The following is a 17,230-nucleotide window of genomic DNA, read 5'->3' as shown; positions in this document are numbered from 1 at the left end:
CGGCCGACTCCGGACCGGCTAGGACGAGTCCTAGGCGGCCGGCGAGTCGCCCGTGGCTGCCTCGGCATCCAGCGCGAGGGCCTGACGACCAGGTTTCGAGACGCGTCGCTCCGTCTCGCTGCGTTCCCCGGAGCCGACGCTCCTCAACCTCCTCGCCCGGCGCTACTTCGCAGGCTCAGTAGCTTGGGCTCGGACCTTCAGCACCCGGAACACCACGGTGTAGGTGTTGGCGAAGACCAGGATCCACAGGGCGGCGTACATCAGGAACGGCACGTCGAAGATCGCCCCGAGGCCCGTCGCGACCAGGATCAGGACCAGTCGGTCCGCGCGCTCGGCGAGCCCGCCCTTGGCGTCCATGCCCAGCGACTCCGCGCGGGCACGGGCGTAGGACGTCACCGAGCCCATCACCAGGCAGTAGAGGGCGACCGCGGTGTAGAGCGTGGAGTCGCCGGGGCCGGCGAAGAAGAGCACCAGGCCACCGAAGACCGCACCGTCGCCGATCCGGTCGAGCGTGGAGTCCCAGAACGCGCCGAACTTCGAGGAACGGCCCAGGGTGCGGGCCATCTGGCCGTCGATGAGGTCGCTGAAGACGAAGGCGGTGATCACCAGGACCCCGGTCAGCAGCATGCCCTGGGGGAAGAAGACCAGCGCGCCGGCGGCGACGCCGAGGGTGCCGACGAGGGTGACGACGTCGGGGCTGATCCCGAGGCGGATGAAGAGACGCACGAACGGCGCGAGCATCACGCCCTGCCAGAAGCCCTTGAACCTGTCCAACACGGCGACGACCCTAGCCGCCGACGAGCGCGTCGACAGTCTCGGCCACGGCAGTGGGCACCCCGGCGACGTACCAGGTGCGTCCGGCCGCCTCGACGTGGCGCACCTCGCCACCGAGCGCGCGGATGATCGCGGCACCGGGCATCCAGTCCCACGGCGGCACCGTGTGCTGGCAGACCAGGTGCACCCGGCCGTCCGCGACGGCCATCGCGTCCATGGTGCCCGAGCCCATCATCCTCAGCGTGGCGGCCCGTGAGGCGAAGCGGTCGAAGGCACAGGAGACGTCGGTGCCGATCCACGGCGGGTGGAGGTACGTCGCCACGCAGGCCTCCGCCAGGCCCCGGTCGACCAGCGGGGCCACCGGCTCGCCGCCTCGGGTCGGCGGCACGTCGCGGCCCCCGACCCACGTGGTCGCTGAGGCGTCGTGGCGGACCGCGCCGAGCACCGGCGCGCCGTCGACCTCCAGCGCGAGCGCCGAGCACCACCAGTCCAGGCCCTGCGCGAAGTTGTAGGTGCCGTCCACGGGGTCGACGACCCAGGTGCGGCCGGTGGCGCTGGGGCGGTAGGCGCCCTCCTCGCCCAGCAGCCCGTCGTCCGGTCGCCCGTCGCTCAGGAGCTTCTCGACCAGGGCCTCGGCCGCGTGGTCGGCGTTGGTGACGACGTCGGAGACCGACGTCTTCTGGGAGGTCGCCAGCCCGGAGCGGCGCTCGGCGGCGGCCAGCGTTGCCGCCTGCTCGACCACGGAGGCCGCCAGCGCGGCGTCGTCGCGGGCCGACCCCGGGGCTAGCCCTGCCACTGCTCCGCGAGCAGCGCTCGGGTGTCGCCCAGCAGCTCGGGCAGGGTCTTGGTGCGCCCGATGATCGGCATGAAGTTCTGGTCGCCGGGCCAGCGAGGCACCACGTGCTGGTGCAGGTGGGCGGCGATACCGGCGCCGGCCACCTCGCCCTGGTTCATGCCGAGGTTGAACCCGCCGGCGCGCGACACGTGACGCACCGTGCGCATCGCCTCGCGGGTGAGGTCGGCGATCTCCGCGGCCTCCGCGTCGGTGGTCTCGGTGTAGTCGGCGATGTGGCGGTAGGGACAGACCATCAGGTGGCCCGGCGCGTAGGGGTAGAGGTTGAGGAGCACGAAGGCCAGCTCCCCGCGGCGCACCACCAGGCCCTCGTCGTCGGGCAACGACGGCACCCGGCAGAACGGGCACTGGCCGGAGGTGGCGTCGCTCGGCTTGTTCTCACCCCGGATGTAGGCCATCCGATGCGGGGTCCACAGCCGGTCGAGATGGTCGGTCTCCCCCACGCCGTCCTGGCGCAGCGGGTCGTCGGCGTCGCTCACTCCCGTCCTCCCGCGGCGGCCGCGAGCAGCTCCTCGACCGGCTGGTCGCGGTGCAGGGAGAGCCCCAGCGAACGGGCGTGCCCGTCGAGGATGAACCAGACCGAGTCGGTCACGAGCGACACCAGCACCGGGGCCGACGGCGTGCGCTCGGGCCGGGCCATCCAGCGGCGTACGGCGGAGAAGACCGCGCCCACGAGGCCGAAGACCAGCGGGTCGACCGCGTCGGACTCGTCCTGGCTCATCTCGACGCCGAGGAGCTCGACGGCGGTGCTGATCAGCTCGACGACCTGGTGGGCGATGCGCTCGATCCCCTGCTGCAGCGGCCCGGTGCCGTCGGCCGAGGAGTCCTGCTCGGCGAGCCGGTGCAGGGCCGGGTGGGCCACCGCCCAGCTGACGTAGGTGGACACGATCCGCTCGATGATCTGCGGGATCGTGCCGTCGAGCGTGACCGCGGGCAGCAGCTCGCCGGAGAGGTCGTCGACGATGGCGGTCTGCACGGCGCGGTCGAGGTCGGCCCGGTCGGAGAAGTGCCGGTAGACGACCGTGCGGCTCAGGCCCGCGCGCTCGGCGATCTGCTGGACGTGCACCTCGGCGCCCGGCTCGTGGGCCTCGACCACCGCGATCGCCGCGTCGAGGATCTGCTGACGGCGCTCCTGGTTGTGCCGGTCCCAGCGGGCCTGCCGTCCGTCCTGGCGACCGCCCTGACGAGCGGCCGACCCACCGTCCGAGCGCACCGGGCTGGTCGGCATGCCTGGCTCCTCCCGGACGTCGCCTCGGATCGGGTCAGCGCGTGCTCCGCGCCTTCGGCCTCGAAGAGTACCGGGATCGGGTGACGCGCTCGCGACGTGCCTCGACCGCCACGCGGAGCATCTCCTCGCGGTCCACGATCTTGGCCCGGACCCGACCGCTGGTGGCGCCGCGTCGACGCTCCTCGGCGTCCAGGGCGCGCCAGTCGGCGAGGTCGAGCACCGTGACGCCCCGGCTGGCCAGCAGCGCCCCGAGGTCGTCGGCGTCGCGCGCGGGAGGGGTGACCAGTCCCGCGTCGAGGTCGTCGAGCAGCCGGGAGACGGTCTCCTGGGCGCAGGACTTGTTGGTGCCGATGAAGCCGGTCGGTCCCCGCTTGACCCAGCCGGCGACGTAGGTGCCGGGCTCGACCCGCCCTGCGTCGCTCGGCACGGTGCCGGTGGCCGGGTCGTAGGGCAGGTCGGCGACCTCGCGACCGTGGTAGCCCACGGCACGCAGGACCAGGCCGCAGTCGAGCACCTCGGTCTCCCCGGTGCCGACCGCGCGGAGCGTGCCGTCGGGCCCGGGCTCGAGGGTGGTGCGCTCGACCTCGAGGCCGCGCACGCGGTCCTCCCCGAGCACGGCGAGCGGCTGGGTGAGGAAGCGCAGCACGATGCGACGCCGGGACGGGTCGGGGGTGAGGTCGCGCAGGCGGGCGAGCTGGCGGCCCACCGGGGTGTCCGCGGGCAGGTCCGCACCACCGGCCTCGACGACGACGTCGACCAAGCCCTCCTCGGCCAACGCCACCAGGCCGACGAGCTCGGGCAGCGTGAACGCCGCCTGGGCGGGGCCACGACGACCCAGGACCACGACCTCGCGGACCCGGCTCTGCGCCAGCTGGGCCCAGGGCAGACCGGCGATGTCGGTCCCGCGCAGCCGCTCGGGATCCAGCGTGAGCACGCGAGCGACGTCGAGGGCCACGTTGCCGTTGCCCACGACCACGACCCGCTCGTGACCGAGGTCCACGGCGAGGTCCTGGTGGTCGGGGTGCCCGTTGTACCAGCCGACGACCTCGGTCGCCGAGAGCGAGCCGGGCAGGTCCTCGCCGGGGACACGGAGCGGCTTGTCCGCCGACGCCCCTACGGTCCAGATGACCGCGTCGTAGCGCTCGTCGAGCTCGGCACGCGACAGGTCCTTGCCGACCTCGACACCCAGCAGGTAGCCGAAGCCGGGCTGGTCCTCGATCTGCGCAAGGAGCCGCTCGGTCTGCTTCGTGCGCTGGTGGTCCGGGGCCACGCCGGCGCGGACGAGGCCGTGCGGCGTCGGCAACCGGTCGAGCACGTCCACGCGCAGCTCGGGGTGCTTGAGCAGCTCGTCGGCGGCGTACAGCCCGGCCGGGCCGGCGCCGACCACGGCCACCCGCACCGGGCGACGCTCACGCAGCCGGCGCTGGGGCGGGACCACCGCGACCGGGGTGCGGTCGGCGTGTGGGAAGACCGCGAAGTACTCCGCGTTCAGCGCCCGGAACGGCTCCTCGGCCGGGCTGAGCAGCGTGTGCGGCTTGATGGCGTCCACCGGGCAGGCGGTCGCGCAGGCGCCGCAGTCGACGCACCCGTCGGGGTCGATGTAGAGCATCTCCGCGGTGGCGAAGTCGGGGTCGCCGGGCGCGGGGTGGATGCAGTTGACGGGGCAGGCCAGGACGCACGAGGCGTCCGAGCAGCACGACTGGGTGACGACGTACGGCACGGCGGGGCGCTCCTGCTCAGGCGGCCGCGGATGCGGGCTCGCTGCGGAAGCGCGAGGCGCGACCGTCGATGCCCATGGCCCGCCAGACGCGGCGCGAGACGGGGTTCATCATGCCGGTGTTCTCGGCGAGCATCCGGACGTCGCCGAACAGGTCGCGCAGGAACTTCCTGGACTCCGGGGCGTCCCAGTAGACCTGCTTCATGACGTCCTCGGGGATGCCCATGTCGCGCTGGGCGCGCTTGCTGGGGACGAGGATCTCGTTGCACAGCCACCGCATGATCACCGGGACGAGCAGGCTCAGCACGAACCGCTCCCCACGCTTGAGGCGCGGGGCCTTGTGCTCGAGGTACTGGTGGGCGAAGCCGATGTGGCGCGCCTCCTCGGCCACGTGGATCTGCATGATCCGCTGCAGCAGGGGGTGCATGTCGTCGCCGGCGCGCAGGATCGACTTCTGCACGTGGTCGATGGGCTCCTCGCCGGCGAGCACGCCGTAGAAGAAGCCGAACGGCACCCACTTCGCGAACAGCGGCAACACTGGCGCGAGCATCCGGAACAGCAGGGTGCCGCCCTTGACGTCCTGGCCGGAGCGGTTCACGAACTCCTGGAACATCTGCGTGTGGTGGCACTCCTCGGTCGCCTCGTGCGTGGAGTAGCGGAACTCCGCGCTGTTGTTGGGCAGCGAGAAGGCGTAGTTCATCAGCCCGGCGATGAGGATCTGCTCGAACTGCAGGCCGACCTTGGTGACGTTGGCCTGGCGGTAGAGGCCGATGCGGACCTGCTCGTCCTCGGGGAGCGAGCGGTACCACTCGGTGCGGCCCAGCACGTCGGCGGTGGGCAGGATCCAGCGCCGGTCCCGGGGGTCGATCGCGTAGTCCGGGTGGTCCCAGGCGATGTCCTTGAAGGCGTCGAAGTGCTGGTGCACGGAGGCCTCGGACAGGGTCTGCAGGCGCTGCTCGTAGGTCGGCTCGTGGGTCGGAGCGGCCTGGTGGCTCGGGGAGGGCATCTGCGTCGCGGTCATCACTCATCACCTCGTGGGGAGACGTCGTCGTCGATGAGGAGACGTTAGTGCGACACGGTGTCCGTGTAAATAGGTACGCGCGACAGCGTGTCGCATTTATCGTTACCCGCGGGTAGAAGCGAACCACCGCCCCAGGTCCCGCGAGACACCCGGGCAGGTGACGTTGTGGTCCCGGCTCGCCTGCAGCCATTGACCCATGACCGGCTCCCCGCCCTGGATCGACCAGTCGGCGCCGCAGCGCTCGAGCGCCTCCGCGCGCGAGGTCTCCCCCGCGGCGCGCCACTCCGGCACGCCGAGCGCCAGGTCGCCGACGATCTGCTCCCAGAGGTACGGGGTGGAGTAGACGCCGACCCGGTAGCCGGCGTCCTCGTAGCCGCGACGGGCGCCCTCGACGATCGCGGCGTTCGCGAGCGGGTCCCCGGACCACTCGAAGAGCGCGACGGGCTCGACGTCCAGCCACACCATGGGCGTGTCCAGGTCGACCGCACGCATGGAGCGGACGTTGTAGAGCGCCTGCTGGTAGCCCACGTTGCGCAGGGCACCGAGGGCGGAGCCGCCGTCGTGCGGCCCGTCGTCCCCGAAGCGCTCCAACGCCTCCTCGTCGGGGTAGCTCAGCACCGCGTACGCCGACAGCAGCAGGCCCCGCTCCCGCACCCACGCGACCTGGTCGGCCAGGCAGGGGTTGGGGTAGAAACCGGGCCCGTTGGTCAGCCCGACGACGACGTACTCCATGTCGGGGGTGGGCATCGGCAGGCCGAGCGTGCGTCGCTGCGGGATGCCGATGCCCTTGGGGCACTGGGGCCAGGAGATGTCGCCACCGAGGACGGGTGAGCCGTCGCGGGCCGCGATCGTCGGCTGCTCCCCCGCGAGCTGCTCGGCGGCGTCGGCGAGGTCGCGCATGGCCTCGACGTCCTCCAGGCGCAGGCCGTCGGCGCCCACCTCGCCCTCGAGGACGCCGTCGCCGATCGCCGGGAAGGGCGCGGGCGCCTGCACCCGCGGCTCCCGCGTCGCGCTCGGCGGCCCTGGCACCGACCCTCCGCCGCATGCGGAGAGGGTCAGCGCCAGGACCAGAGCCCACCCGCTGGTCGAGGTGCGAGCGGAGCGAGCCACGAGACCCCGGTCAGACCTGTTCGCGCGAGGCCACCGCGGCCGCGACCCGGGCGATGGCCTCCTCGATCGGCACGCCGTTGTCCTGGCGGCCGTCGCGGTAGCGGAAGGAGACAGCGCCCTTCTCGACGTCGTCGTCGCCGGCGATCATCATGAACGGCACCTTCTGCAGCTGCGCGTTGCGGATCTTCTTCTGCATCCGGTCGTCGGAGTCGTCGACCTCCACGCGCAGGCCTTGGACCTTCATCCGCCTGGCGATGTCGTAGAGGTAGTCCACGTGCCGCTCGGCGATCGGGATCGCCTCGACCTGGACCGGCGCGAGCCACGGGGGGAAGGCGCCGGCGTAGTGCTCGACGAGCACCCCGAAGAAGCGCTCCAGGGAGCCGAACTTGGCCGAGTGGATCATCACCGGCTGGTGCTTGGCGCCATCGGCGCCGTTGTACTCGAGCTCGAAACGCGCCGGCTGGTTGAAGTCGTACTGGATGGTCGACATCTGCCAGGTCCGGCCGATCGCGTCGCGTGCCTGCACCGAGATCTTCGGGCCGTAGAACGCGGCCCCGCCCGGGTCGGGCACCAGCTCGAGGCCGGAGGCGACGGCGACGTCCTCGAGCACCTTGGTGGCCACCTCCCAGTCCTCCTCGGAGCCGACGAACTTGTCGGGCTTGGAGTCGTCACGGGTGGAGAGCTCGAGGTAGAAGTCGTCGATGCCGAAGTCGCGCAGCAGCCCGAGCACGAAGTCGAGCAGGTGCTTGATCTCAGCCGGCGCCTGCTCCTTGGTGACGTAGGAGTGCGAGTCGTCCTGGGTCAGGCCGCGCACGCGGGTCAGGCCGTGCACGACCCCGGACTTCTCGTAGCGGTAGACCGAGCCGAACTCGAAGAGCCGCAGCGGGAGCTCTCGGTAGGACCGGCCGCGCGAGCGGTAGATCAGGTTGTGCATCGGGCAGTTCATCGGCTTGACCATGTAGTTCGAGCCCTCGAACTCCATGGGCGGGAACATGGTGTCGGCGTAGTACGGCAGGTGACCGGAGGTGTAGAAGAGCTGGTCCTTGGTCAGGTGCGGGGTGCCGACGTACTCGAAGCCCTCCTCGATGTGGCGCTGGCGGACGTAGTCCTCCATGACGCGCTTGATCACACCGCCCTTGGGGTGGAAGACCGCGAGTCCCGAGCCGATCTCGTCGGGGAAGGAGAACAGGTCGAGGTCGCGGCCGAGCTTGCGGTGGTCGCGGCGCTCGGCCTCCTCGATGCGGTGCAGGTGCTCCTCGAGCGCCTCCTTGGACTCCCAGGCGGTGCCGTAGATGCGCTGCAGCATCTTGTTCTTCTCGTCGCCGCGCCAGTACGCCGCCGCCGACCGCATCAGCTTGAAGGCGGGGATCCGCTTGGTGGTGGGCAGGTGCGGGCCGCGGCACAGGTCTGACCAGGCGACGTCGCCGTTGCGGCGGACGTTGTCGTAGATGGTCAGCTCGCCCGCGCCCACCTCGGCGCTCGCGCCCTCGGCCGCGCTCTCGGCGTTGCCGGAGCCCTTGAGCTCGATGAGCTCGATCTTGTAGGGCTCGTCCTGGAGCTCGCTGATCGCGTCGGCGTCGGTGGTGACGCGACGCTCGAAGCGCTGACCCTCCTTGATGATCTTGCGCATCGCGGTCTCGATCTTGGCGAGGTCCTCGGGGACGAACGGCTTCTCGACGTCGAAGTCGTAGTAGAAGCCGTCGGTGACCGGCGGGCCGATGCCGAGCTTGGCCTCGGGGAAGAGCTGCTGCACCGCCTGCGCCATCACGTGCGCGGTGGAGTGGCGCAGGATGTCGTGGCCGTCCTTGGAGTCGATCGGGACCGACTCGACGACGTCGCCCTCGGCGAGGACGTAGGAGAGGTCCTTGAGCTGCGGGTCGGTCGAGCCCGTCGAGACCACGCGGGCGGCGACGACCTCGGTCTCGTCCTTGAACAGCTCCCACGCCTTGGTGCCCGTGGTGACCGTCCGGTCCTGACGCTCCTCGGCGTGGACGCGGACGATGCTCAGCTCGGACACAGCGGTGCTCCTGTTCGGTGGGTTCCACGCCCGGTCCCGGGCGTGCGTGCAGGGTATCGACCGCCTCTGGCGGTTCCCTACTCGATATGCGCCCGCAGGCGCGCGCTCACCTGCGCTTGATCGTGGTGCTCACCGCGTCGGCAGGCGGCTCGACCGGGTACCGGTCCTTGGGGCCGAGCCCGATCGCTGCCACGGTGGCCTGCGTGCCGTTGAGCTTGTCGCGCAGCACGAAGGTGATCGTCCCGGCGTCGAGGTCCCACGTGGACTCCACGTCCTTGACCCGGCCGCTCATCTCGCGGTTGTAGTCGGTCCACACCGCGTTGATGCGGGGCTCGTCGCCGACCAGGATCGACTCCACCGCGATGCGCACGTCGCGCTTCTGTTGGTTGTACATCAGCAGCACCCGGTCGCTGGCCACCAGCTCGGGCACCTCGACGGTCACGGTGAGGGCGTCGGCGTCGAAGGTGCCGTCGATCCCGGTCACCACGGCAGGGTCGGGGTCGACGGAGGGCTCCGCGCTGGGCTCGTCACTGACCTCGGCGGAGGGCTCGGTCGTCGGGTCCTCGCTCGTGGTCGCCGACGCCGTGGGGCCGGCGTCGTCGGCCGCGGTCTCCGCCGTGTCCGAGCCGCACCCGGCCAGGGCCGTCAGCAGGAGCGGGACGACCGCGGCGTACGCCGTGCGCTGGAGTCGCATGGATCCACCATGCCACGGAACAGGGCCGGCGGCGCGTGACCGACGTACTGACCAAGACGGCGAAGGCCCCCTGATCAGCGGATTCGCTGCCAGAGGGCCTCTGCCACGGTGGGCGATACTGGGTTCGAACCAGTGACCTCTTCGGTGCGACGGCAGAGCCGCGCTACCACCCCGGCAACGCCGAGGGAACCAAGCAACGGTGGCCGAGGGAACCAAGCAACGGTGGGCGATACTGGGTTCGAACCAGTGACCTCTTCGGTGTGAACGAAGCGCGCTACCACTGCGCCAATCGCCCGTGCGGTGGCCGACTGTAGCGCATGGCGGACCGCTCCCCCGCATCGGCATCGACGCACGGATCCAGCCGTCCCGAGACAGGTGCTGCGGCCACGTCGGCCACGATCGCGAAAACTCCTGAAGGTCTCCGCGTCATGAGCCGATGGGAACGGCGTCCCCTCCACAGAGACGGCCGCCCGGCCGCCTCCCGGGACCATCCAGGAGGACCGATGCCGAACCACTCCGAGCCCCTGCGCAGCGGGCCGCTCACCGTCCTCGTCTCCGAGGTGCGAATGACCTGCCTGGAGTCGCCCGGCGAGCGCGGCGGTCAGCTGCCGGTGTCCATGGTCTACGACCCCGAGGACCCGTACGCCGTGGCGCTGGTCTTCCACGCCTCCGACGGCGACGTGACCTGGATGGTGGCCCGCGAGCTGCTGGTCACCGGGGCGAACAGCCCGGTCGGTGACGGTGACGTCATGATCTGGCCGGCGCTCACGGCCACGCTCGAGGAGGCTGTGGTCATCCGGCTGCAGGCGCCGTCCGGCCGGCTCGTCCTCCGCTTGGAGATGGCCGACCTCGACGACTTCCTGGGGCGCTCGCTCTCACTGGTGCCCTGGGGCACCGAGTCCGCCCACCTGGACCTCGACGCGCTGGTCGAGGACCTGCTGCAGCCGCGCGGCTGATCCGACCGGAAGACGGGTCAGAGGGAGTACCCCTCGGGCTCGCGCTCGGCCCACGTCGCCGCGGCCGCGCGCGTGATCGGGCCGGGCTCCGCCCAGGTGCGGCCGTCCCAGCGCAGCACCGGTTGGACGTCGCGCGTGGTGGAGACGAGGAACACCTCGTCGGCCCGTGTGGCCACCTGCCCCAGCGGGGCATCGACCTCGAGGCCACCGCACCACTGCAGCACCAGCGCCCGCGTGACTCCGGCCAGGCAGCCGCTGGCCAGGGTCGGGGTGCGGAGCTCGCCGTCGACGACGTAGAAGATGTTGGACCCGGTGCCCTCGCACAGGTCGCCCACGGTGTTGGCGAAGACGGCCTCGTCGGCCCCCTGGGACTTGGCGTGCGCCAGGGCGATGACGTTCTCGGCGTACGACGTGGTCTTCAGGCCCGCCGTGGCGCCACGCTCGTTGCGCGGCCAGGGGACGGTGACGATCGCCGCGCTGGGCGCGGTCGGCGGCATCTCGTCAGCGACGACGGTGATCGTCTGCCCCTCGTCCCCGCGACCGCTCCCCATGGGCGCCGGCCCCCCGGTGACAGTGATGCGCAGCCGACCCAGCGGCAGGTGGGCCGCGTCGAGCACCGCGCGTACGCCGGCGAGGACCGCGTCCCGGTCCGGCGCGTCCAGCCCGAGGCCGGTCGCGCTGCGCTCGAGCCGGTCCAGGTGCGGGCCGAGCGCGAACGGACGACCGTCCACGACCTTCAGCGTCTCGAAGACCCCGTCACCGACCGTCAGCCCGTGGTCGGTGACCCGGACGGCCCTCGCGTGCGGGTCGGGGAGCAGGGAACCGTCCACCCAGGCGTGCATGGGCGTCACTGTAGGGCTCGCCGGACAGGGCCGCAGACACTCCTCCGGGTGCTGCTCCGGGGACTCCGTTCGCACCCACGAAACGCCGAGGACACCTGGATTTGGCGCGGTCTGGGGCATGGGCTACTGTTCCTGTCGTTCGCCGGGAAGCCCCGGAGGAACAAGCGGACGTAGCTCAGTTGGTAGAGCGCAACCTTGCCAAGGTTGAGGTCGCGAGTTCGAGCCTCGTCGTCCGCTCGGAGAGGTCTCTCCAGTGTTTGGCCTCCACGGTGGGTTGGCCGAGAGGCGAGGCAACGGACTGCAAATCCGTGTACACGGGTTCAAATCCCGTACCCACCTCCAGACCCACCACAACTCAAGACCCGGGCGATTGGCGCAGCGGTAGCGCGCTTCCTTGACACGGAAGAGGTCACTGGTTCAAACCCAGTATCGCCCACCAGACCGATTCGGCCCCTGACCTGCGAAAACGCAAGTCAGGGGCCGATCTGCTTCTCGTCCGTGGAACGGATGTGGACAGAACGGGACGGCCCCTACTCGATTCGAGAGGAACCGCCACTCATGTCCACGACGACGATCACTCCGTGCCCAGTCTGGTGCACATCGCGCCACCACGACGGCCCTCGCCCGCACTCAGGCCGTGACCTCGGCTCGATGTGGGGTGCGCTCCCCGTGCGCCTGTTCCAGCCCGACGACGCCGACGCACGACCCGGTGTCATGGTGGCCGGGGACCTGCTCGACGAGGCCGCCGCGCACGAGCTCGGCCTGGCGCTGGTTCGCGCGGCCGACACCCTGCGAAGGGCACAGCAGGTCACCAAGCCGGTGCGGGTCGAGGCATGACCACCGACCAGTGCGCCTCTGCCCCAAACCTGTCCGTGGCGGCCGCCCCGTCGTGGGAGTACCGACGCCGCCGTCGTCACCTGTTCTGGACTGACGAGGGGTACGCCCGCGTGAAGGCTTCCGGAGGCGGGGAAGTCCGAGCAATCTGCGGTGTCATAGTCCGAGTCAGTGCAGGACCTGTGGGTCCCGCGGTCGTCGTTCCACGCAGAGACCACTGTCCGACATGCTTGGACCTCTCCGACAGGTCGGCGGTGATCCGGCTGTGACCGACCAGCAGGCGCCCGAGCGGCTTACCGCGTTGTGCTGCGAATGCGGCACGGTCCGCACGGTCTCCGCGCGATACAACGGCCCGGCCAAGCGCTACGCGCCTTGGGAGACAGACGCAGAGTGGGTGCGGAGCCGCCTCTTCGACCTGCAGGCCTCGGGCATCTACACCGAGCATCAGCCTGGGTGGCGATGCCTGCTCGACCTGAAGTGCTCCACCTGCAACGTCAGGACGGCGCACGCCTACATCCGCGAGGACCAGCACCGCGACCACGCGGAGGAACAGGACCGCCGCGTTGACCGGGACAGACGACGAGTCGGGCGCCGTCTGGCGGGCTTCGAGAGCGCCGGCTTCACCGTGCGCCAGGTGCAGCACGATGAACTCAAGGTCGCGGGCGCCCCGGTCGAGGTCGTGCAGTACGCCGATGCGCGTGGCGTCGAGGTGCGGGTCAGCCTCGACACACCGCCGCTCGAGCTGCTCGACTGCCTCGAGCGACTCGAGGACTACGTCGACGACCTCGACCTGCTCGGCGAGTGGCGCGACCAAGGGAACTGGCGAGGCGTGGCTCTTCGAGGGCTCACCAGACATCTGCCCCGGTCTGCGGCCTGACCTCACCCCCACCGACCCCTGCCAGGACCACCCCCTGTGGATGTTCTGGGGCGACAGCGGCCCGTCGGTGTGGAAGGTTCGGGCCGTGGCTCTCGGTGGCGTGGTCCTGTCTCTGCTCGGTGTGGTGTTGGCGGCGTGGGCGCTGTTGCAGGAGTGGCGCGATGAGCCGGAGGAGGCGGAGTCGTTCCGGGTGCCTCGCGACCTGCAGCGTCGGGAGAACCCGTGGCGTCGGGACTTGAAGTCGTTCAAGTGGCGGTCGCGCACGAGGGTGCAGCAGGACCGGTTCCAGTACGAGCACGGCACCTGGGGGCGCCCGGCGCACGGCGGTGCCGACCCGGACACCCTCGAGTTGGCGGAGTACGTCACGGACTACTTGCGTCAGCGTGAAGAGTTCGCCGCGGAGTCATGGGAGGAGCAGCAGCGTCTGCATCGCCTGGCCTTGGAAGGTCTGGCGGACTCGCTGCGCGTGCAGGCGGCTTCGGCTCGTGCGCGGCGGGATCGGACGCAGCGGCGGGTCTTGTGGGAGATGCTCGGACTGCTGATGACCGCGGTCGGGACCGTGCTGGCGTCCTTGGGGAGCTAGTCGGCGCTGTGGCGTGTGGTCTCGAGTGCGTGGCGTAGGTCGGCGAGGACCTCGTCGAGGGGGTGGCCGGTGGCGGCGCCGAGACGTCGGGTGAGGACGAGGGCGGGGAGCGCGACGGCTTCGAGGAAGGGTCGGAGCTCGAGGCCGTGGCGGCCGTTGTCGCTGATGACGACATCGAAGAGGCCGGCGTCGACGAGACCTTGTGCTGCGGTGGCGACGGCGCGTTGGGCTTCGGGGGTGTCGAGGGTCTGGGCGAGGTCGAGGGCGTGGATGAGGTCGATGACGCTGTGGGCGAGGCGGAGTCCGCGGGTGGTGGTCACTGGCGGGCCATCTCGGTGCTGATGCGTCGGACCACGACGTCCTTGATCTGCTGGCCGTCGATGTCGATGCGGAGCTGGATGGGGGTGGGTGGCTGTACGCCGAGGTCGTCGTCGAGGGTCTCGGGGTCGGGGACGCGCGGGAGGATGGTGCCGTTGACCTCGGGCTTGAACAGCTCGGCGCGGTGTTCGCCGACCAGGACGGTCTGTCCGGCGCGGACGCGGCCGCCGTGGGCTCGGCGGGGGGTGCGGTTGGGTGAGACGGGGTTGCCGAACCCGACGAGGCCGCTGACGGTCGTCAGGATGCTGTTGGCTTCGCGCTGTAGCCGGGTGAGTTGCCGGCTGGCGGTCTCGGTGCCCTCGAGCCGGATCTCGGGGGTGAACTGGCGGTCGAGGCCGGTGAGCTCGCGGAACAGCTGCTCGGAGGCGTTGCGGCCGCCGTCGGCGTCGTCGATCAGGTCGCGGATGGTGCCGGACAGCGTCTGAATGGCCTTCTGCACGCCCCAGGGGTTGCGGGGGGTGTCTTCGTCGTCGCCGCCGAAGATGCGGTTCAGGCCGAGGGGGTCGCTGCTGGTGATGTCGTCGAGCGTCGTGCCGGGCGGGGTGGCGTTGCCGCCCAGTGACGGGCTGCCTCGCAGCGGGGACTCGGGCGCCCAGCGGTCGAACAGTTTCATGACGCCAGTGGTGCCGATGGCGGAGACGATGGTGGCGCCGGTGAGGACGGCGGCGGGCCCGGAGATGAGCGGGACGGCCTTCGGGCCCTTGGTCTTGGGGCTTCGGGTGCCGTCGACGCCGGGGAGGCCGTTGACGACGTACACGGGCACTGGTGAGGCCTTGGACACGATGCCGGTCAGGCCGCCTGAGGGGTTGCCGCTGCGGAGCTTGCGGCCGAGCAGCAGCCCGGCGCCGCCGAGGACGGCGCCCTTCTTGGCCCAGTCGGGCATGTCGTTGAAGAACCCGACGAGGTCCTTCGCGTAGGGCGCAGCGTCCTTGAGGGCGTCACGGACGGTGCCGAGCGCCGACCCGGCGGCAGGGATGACTTCCTCTGCGAGCGGGCGCATGTCGTCGGCGAAGTCGCCGATGGCCGGCACGCCCTCGTCGCGGAACCAGGTGGCGAACCGGTCGAGGGTGGGGATGCCCTCGCGGGAGAGCCACCGGGTGAACTCCAGCTGCAGCGGGAGGAGTTCGCGGCCGAGCTTGGCGGTGGCGTTCTCGTACTGGGCGTTGACGATCTTCTGGGTGTTCGCGAGGCCGTCGCTGGTGCGCTCGAAGTCGCCCATGGCGCGGGCGCCGTCCTTGTGGAGGATCGCGAGGGTGGCGAGCGCCTTGTCCTGGGCGGTGAGCTGGTCGACGCTCTCCTTGCCGGTCCGGTTCAGCGCCTCCTGCTGGACGCGGGCGGCGTTGATGTTCGGGATGATGGCCTGCAGGGAGTCGAACTCGCCCCGGAAGGACGCAGAGATCCTGTCGAGGACGTCCTCGGTCTCGAGGTTGTTGAAGGACCCGAAGTCGGCGGCCATCTGCACCACGTCGCGGGACATGCGCGCGGAGGCGTCGGAGGTGAACCCGATCTGAGAGAACATGTCGCCGAAGGTCGCGGCGGTGCCGAGCGCAGCGTTCTTCGCGAGGCCGAGGTCGGTGTCGGCGGAGCGGGCCCACTTCCGCATCGCGGCAGCGTTGCGGCCGAAGATCACGTTCGACTTGTTGATGGTCTCCGAGAGGTCCGACGCCTTGCTGACGGCGTCCTGGGAGAACCGGAAGGCCACGTAGGACGCGCCGGTGAGGGCCGCGGCACCGACGGCGAGACCGCGGACCATGACCCGCCCGGCACGGCCGGCGCGCTCGAACCCGCGAGCTCCGGACCCCGCCCGCCTGCCGGCGATCTCGGCCTCGCGGCCGACGTCACCGACGCCGCGCTCGATCTGCTCGAGCCCGGCGAGGGTCTCGCGGCGGTCCTTCAGTGTGGCCCGAAGGCCGATCTCCTCGTCAGCCATGACCTGCCTGCTTCCTTAGCGTGACATCGAACGGTCGGGGGGAGAGACGCGGCGGGCTTGCCCTCCGCGCTGTTGACGCGCTGAATTTTTTGCCCCCCGCGACCCGCGCGGGTCCGGATTCCTAGTGGCCTGTGGCCGGCGAGGGTCGTCCGCCCGCTCGCCGGCCACAGGGGCGATCGACGACGGCGCACTGGTTGGCGACCAAGACTCCACCGACACGGAAGTGCCGCCCGGGCCGATCCCAGTGCGTCGTCGTCGAGCTCATGGGGTGGTGGGTGCTGGCATCCATCCGTTGCCGTCAGGGGTGGGCACCATCCGCTTCTGCGTGACCCCGTCCGCGTCGAGCACGATGAGCTCCGCGGTGCCGTCAGGGCCCTGGCGCAGCTGCCCGTACCTCGTCCGGCTTGTCGGCGCCGTGGGGTAACGGGGGCCGAGCTGCTCCTCGGGCTCTGGGTCGGACGGCGTCGGGATCGTCACGCGGAGACGCCGTCGATGAAGCGGGCGGCGCTGGGCTCCTGGACCCACGGCACCTGGACCTTACGGACCTCGATGCGGTACCCGTCGATGCCCTCAGGGCGGAAGACGCGCGTCTCGCAGCCGGCGACGGACGACGGGTCACCCATCCATCCAGCCGGGCCGCCGCGACCCCCGCGGTCCTCCCAGACGACCGAGCCGAGGGCCTGGGAGTCCAGGACCATGACCTCCTTGCCGCCGGGGAGATGGTTGGTCTTGAGGATGTTCAGGCCGGCGAAGCGGATCATGTTGCCGGACAGGACGTTGGAGTCGGCGGCCTCGCGGGGCGATGCCTCCAGGACCTTGGTCGCGGCGACGAGCTGGGCCCACTTCGTGGGGGTGGCGACGATGGTGTCTGCCTCGTAGCCGGCGTCCTCTTCGTCGATGGCGGCCTTGGCGAGCATGACGTCGAGCAGGGGGTCGGCGCTGGCGGTCCCCCAGACGGCGGCGGCGTCGGTGGACTCGAGGACGGTCGTGGCGATCGCTGAGAGGGCGATGCTGTCGAAGCCCCAGACGACGGTGTTGGCCAGTCGCGACATCTTCTGGTTGAAGGCGTCGAGGCGGTTCCGTGCGATGGCCTCGTCGGAGATGATGCCGGCCAGACCCCACTTGTCGGTGGACACGATGGAGGGGGCGGCCTCGCTGTCGTCGGTGAGCGGGTACTCGGAGAGCTCGGTGAGGCGCTGGGCGTTGTCGTTGGCGAAGATCGGCTGAGAGGCCTGGAAGATTGCCGAGCCGGAGCCGGTGGCGTCGACGCGGCCGGTGAGGAGCCGGCCGCCCACCATGCGCCGGTGGACGAGCTCGTTCAGACGCCGCTGGATGACCAGCGGCGCGTTCATGAGGTGGTGCAGGGTGACCTGCTGACCGTTGAGGGTGGGGTTCCCGGGGCTGGTGCTGGGCATG

At 70.9% G+C, this 17,230-nt stretch carries 18 protein-coding genes and 4 tRNA genes; 7 read left to right on the top strand and 15 right to left on the bottom strand.

Features of this window, described 5'->3' with window-relative positions; genetic code table 11:
* Positions 1-162: 162 nt before the first annotated feature.
* The 10 genes from pgsA to A6R01_RS03630 all read right to left on the bottom strand — a co-directional run bounded on the left by pgsA (position 163) and on the right by A6R01_RS03630 (position 9,709).
* On the bottom strand, positions 163-741 hold the full coding sequence (pgsA, locus tag A6R01_RS03675) for a phosphatidylinositol phosphate synthase (protein WP_292603764.1): 579 nt from the start codon (positions 739-741) through the stop codon (positions 163-165).
* Between the two features lie 46 nt (positions 742-787).
* The gene (locus A6R01_RS03670; protein WP_292603685.1) at positions 788-1,570 is read right to left on the bottom strand and encodes an inositol monophosphatase family protein; all 783 of its coding nucleotides are present in this window, start codon (positions 1,568-1,570) and stop codon (positions 788-790) included.
* The gene (locus A6R01_RS03665) at positions 1,558-2,106 is read right to left on the bottom strand and encodes an HIT domain-containing protein (protein WP_292603683.1); all 549 of its coding nucleotides are present in this window, start codon (positions 2,104-2,106) and stop codon (positions 1,558-1,560) included. The genes A6R01_RS03670 and A6R01_RS03665 overlap by 13 nt, the downstream gene beginning before the upstream one ends.
* Positions 2,103-2,855 carry a TetR/AcrR family transcriptional regulator gene (locus tag A6R01_RS03660; RefSeq protein WP_292603681.1) on the bottom strand — a complete coding sequence of 251 codons (753 nt, stop codon included), beginning with the start codon at positions 2,853-2,855 and terminating at the stop codon, positions 2,103-2,105. Before A6R01_RS03660 ends, A6R01_RS03665 begins: the two co-directional genes overlap by 4 nt.
* A 34-nt stretch (positions 2,856-2,889) precedes the next feature.
* Positions 2,890-4,575, bottom strand: a complete 1,686-nt coding sequence (locus A6R01_RS03655) for an FAD-dependent oxidoreductase (RefSeq protein ID WP_292603679.1) — start codon at positions 4,573-4,575, stop codon at positions 2,890-2,892.
* Positions 4,576-4,591: 16 nt separating this feature from the next.
* A complete protein-coding gene (locus A6R01_RS03650; RefSeq protein ID WP_292603677.1) occupies positions 4,592-5,593 on the bottom strand; it encodes a diiron oxygenase in 1,002 nt (333 codons plus the stop codon).
* A gap of 102 nt (positions 5,594-5,695) precedes the next feature.
* Positions 5,696-6,586, bottom strand: a complete 891-nt coding sequence (locus A6R01_RS03645) for a hypothetical protein (protein WP_292603675.1) — start codon at positions 6,584-6,586, stop codon at positions 5,696-5,698.
* A gap of 127 nt (positions 6,587-6,713) precedes the next feature.
* Positions 6,714-8,720, bottom strand: a complete 2,007-nt coding sequence (gene thrS / locus A6R01_RS03640; RefSeq protein WP_292603673.1) for a threonine--tRNA ligase — start codon at positions 8,718-8,720, stop codon at positions 6,714-6,716.
* Positions 8,721-8,826: 106 nt separating this feature from the next.
* Positions 8,827-9,414, bottom strand: coding sequence for a hypothetical protein (locus A6R01_RS03635; protein WP_292603671.1), 588 nt, complete (start codon positions 9,412-9,414; stop codon positions 8,827-8,829).
* Between the two features lie 223 nt (positions 9,415-9,637).
* Positions 9,638-9,709: transfer RNA gene (locus A6R01_RS03630), tRNA-Val, on the bottom strand.
* 208 nt (positions 9,710-9,917) lie between these two features.
* Here A6R01_RS03630 and A6R01_RS03625 point away from each other — a divergent pair.
* Complete coding sequence (locus A6R01_RS03625) at positions 9,918-10,370, top strand: SsgA family sporulation/cell division regulator (RefSeq protein WP_292603669.1); 453 nt, start codon at positions 9,918-9,920, stop codon at positions 10,368-10,370.
* Positions 10,371-10,387: 17 nt separating this feature from the next.
* On the opposite strand, the gene A6R01_RS03620 is transcribed toward A6R01_RS03625, so the two are convergent.
* Positions 10,388-11,212: an aminotransferase class IV gene (locus tag A6R01_RS03620; RefSeq protein ID WP_292603668.1), complete on the bottom strand. Its 825-nt coding sequence runs from the start codon at positions 11,210-11,212 to the stop codon at positions 10,388-10,390.
* Between the two features lie 164 nt (positions 11,213-11,376).
* Between A6R01_RS03620 and A6R01_RS03615 the strand changes: the two genes are divergently transcribed.
* From A6R01_RS03615 to A6R01_RS03590, 6 genes are all read left to right on the top strand, one after another.
* Positions 11,377-11,449, top strand: a tRNA-Gly gene (locus A6R01_RS03615).
* A gap of 31 nt (positions 11,450-11,480) precedes the next feature.
* Positions 11,481-11,554 (top strand) — tRNA-Cys (locus A6R01_RS03610).
* A gap of 22 nt (positions 11,555-11,576) precedes the next feature.
* Positions 11,577-11,651, top strand: a tRNA-Val gene (locus A6R01_RS03605).
* Between the two features lie 230 nt (positions 11,652-11,881).
* Positions 11,882-12,049, top strand: coding sequence for a hypothetical protein (locus A6R01_RS03600; RefSeq protein ID WP_292603666.1), 168 nt, complete (start codon positions 11,882-11,884; stop codon positions 12,047-12,049).
* Positions 12,050-12,311: 262 nt separating this feature from the next.
* Positions 12,312-12,923: a hypothetical protein gene (locus tag A6R01_RS03595; RefSeq protein ID WP_292603664.1), complete on the top strand. Its 612-nt coding sequence runs from the start codon at positions 12,312-12,314 to the stop codon at positions 12,921-12,923.
* A gap of 40 nt (positions 12,924-12,963) precedes the next feature.
* Complete coding sequence (locus A6R01_RS03590) at positions 12,964-13,506, top strand: hypothetical protein (RefSeq protein WP_292603662.1); 543 nt, start codon at positions 12,964-12,966, stop codon at positions 13,504-13,506.
* Here A6R01_RS03590 and A6R01_RS03585 read toward each other — a convergent pair.
* The 4 genes from A6R01_RS03585 to A6R01_RS03570 all read right to left on the bottom strand — a co-directional run bounded on the left by A6R01_RS03585 (position 13,503) and on the right by A6R01_RS03570 (position 17,229).
* Positions 13,503-13,826 carry a hypothetical protein gene (locus A6R01_RS03585; RefSeq protein WP_292603660.1) on the bottom strand — a complete coding sequence of 108 codons (324 nt, stop codon included), beginning with the start codon at positions 13,824-13,826 and terminating at the stop codon, positions 13,503-13,505. The two genes, A6R01_RS03590 and A6R01_RS03585, sit on opposite strands and share 4 nt — an antisense overlap.
* Positions 13,823-15,814, bottom strand: coding sequence for a hypothetical protein (locus A6R01_RS03580; protein ID WP_292603658.1), 1,992 nt, complete (start codon positions 15,812-15,814; stop codon positions 13,823-13,825). The genes A6R01_RS03585 and A6R01_RS03580 overlap by 4 nt, the downstream gene beginning before the upstream one ends.
* 261 nt (positions 15,815-16,075) lie before the next feature.
* A complete protein-coding gene (locus A6R01_RS03575; RefSeq protein ID WP_292603656.1) occupies positions 16,076-16,291 on the bottom strand; it encodes a hypothetical protein in 216 nt (71 codons plus the stop codon).
* Positions 16,288-17,229 (bottom strand): hypothetical protein, encoded by a 942-nt coding sequence (locus A6R01_RS03570; RefSeq protein ID WP_292603654.1) that lies wholly within the window; start codon positions 17,227-17,229, stop codon positions 16,288-16,290. The genes A6R01_RS03575 and A6R01_RS03570 overlap by 4 nt, the downstream gene beginning before the upstream one ends.
* Position 17,230 lies beyond the last annotated feature (1 nt).

It is taken from the genome of Nocardioides sp. REDSEA-S30_B4 (assembly GCF_001627265.1).
Lineage (GTDB): Bacteria > Actinomycetota > Actinomycetes > Propionibacteriales > Nocardioidaceae > Nocardioides.
The sequence above is the reverse complement of the archived record's forward strand: the minus strand, read 5'-3'. Positions and strand labels throughout refer to the sequence as shown.

Excerpts from the sequence above, each read along its gene's own strand:
- pgsA (WP_292603764.1), bottom strand. The coding sequence starts at position 741 with ATGCTCGCGCCGTTCGTGCGTCTCTTCATCCGCCTCGGGATCAGCCCC.
- A6R01_RS03660 (WP_292603681.1), bottom strand. The coding sequence starts at position 2,855 with ATGCCGACCAGCCCGGTGCGCTCGGACGGTGGGTCGGCCGCTCGTCAG.
- A6R01_RS03650 (WP_292603677.1), bottom strand. The coding sequence starts at position 5,593 with ATGACCGCGACGCAGATGCCCTCCCCGAGCCACCAGGCCGCTCCGACC.
- A6R01_RS03635 (WP_292603671.1), bottom strand. The coding sequence starts at position 9,414 with ATGCGACTCCAGCGCACGGCGTACGCCGCGGTCGTCCCGCTCCTGCTG.
- A6R01_RS03625 (WP_292603669.1), top strand. The coding sequence starts at position 9,918 with ATGCCGAACCACTCCGAGCCCCTGCGCAGCGGGCCGCTCACCGTCCTC.
- A6R01_RS03620 (WP_292603668.1), bottom strand. The coding sequence starts at position 11,212 with ATGCACGCCTGGGTGGACGGTTCCCTGCTCCCCGACCCGCACGCGAGG.
- A6R01_RS03590 (WP_292603662.1), top strand. The coding sequence starts at position 12,964 with ATGTTCTGGGGCGACAGCGGCCCGTCGGTGTGGAAGGTTCGGGCCGTG.
- A6R01_RS03580 (WP_292603658.1), bottom strand. The coding sequence starts at position 15,814 with ATGGCTGACGAGGAGATCGGCCTTCGGGCCACACTGAAGGACCGCCGC.
- A6R01_RS03570 (WP_292603654.1), bottom strand. The coding sequence starts at position 17,229 with ATGCCCAGCACCAGCCCCGGGAACCCCACCCTCAACGGTCAGCAGGTC.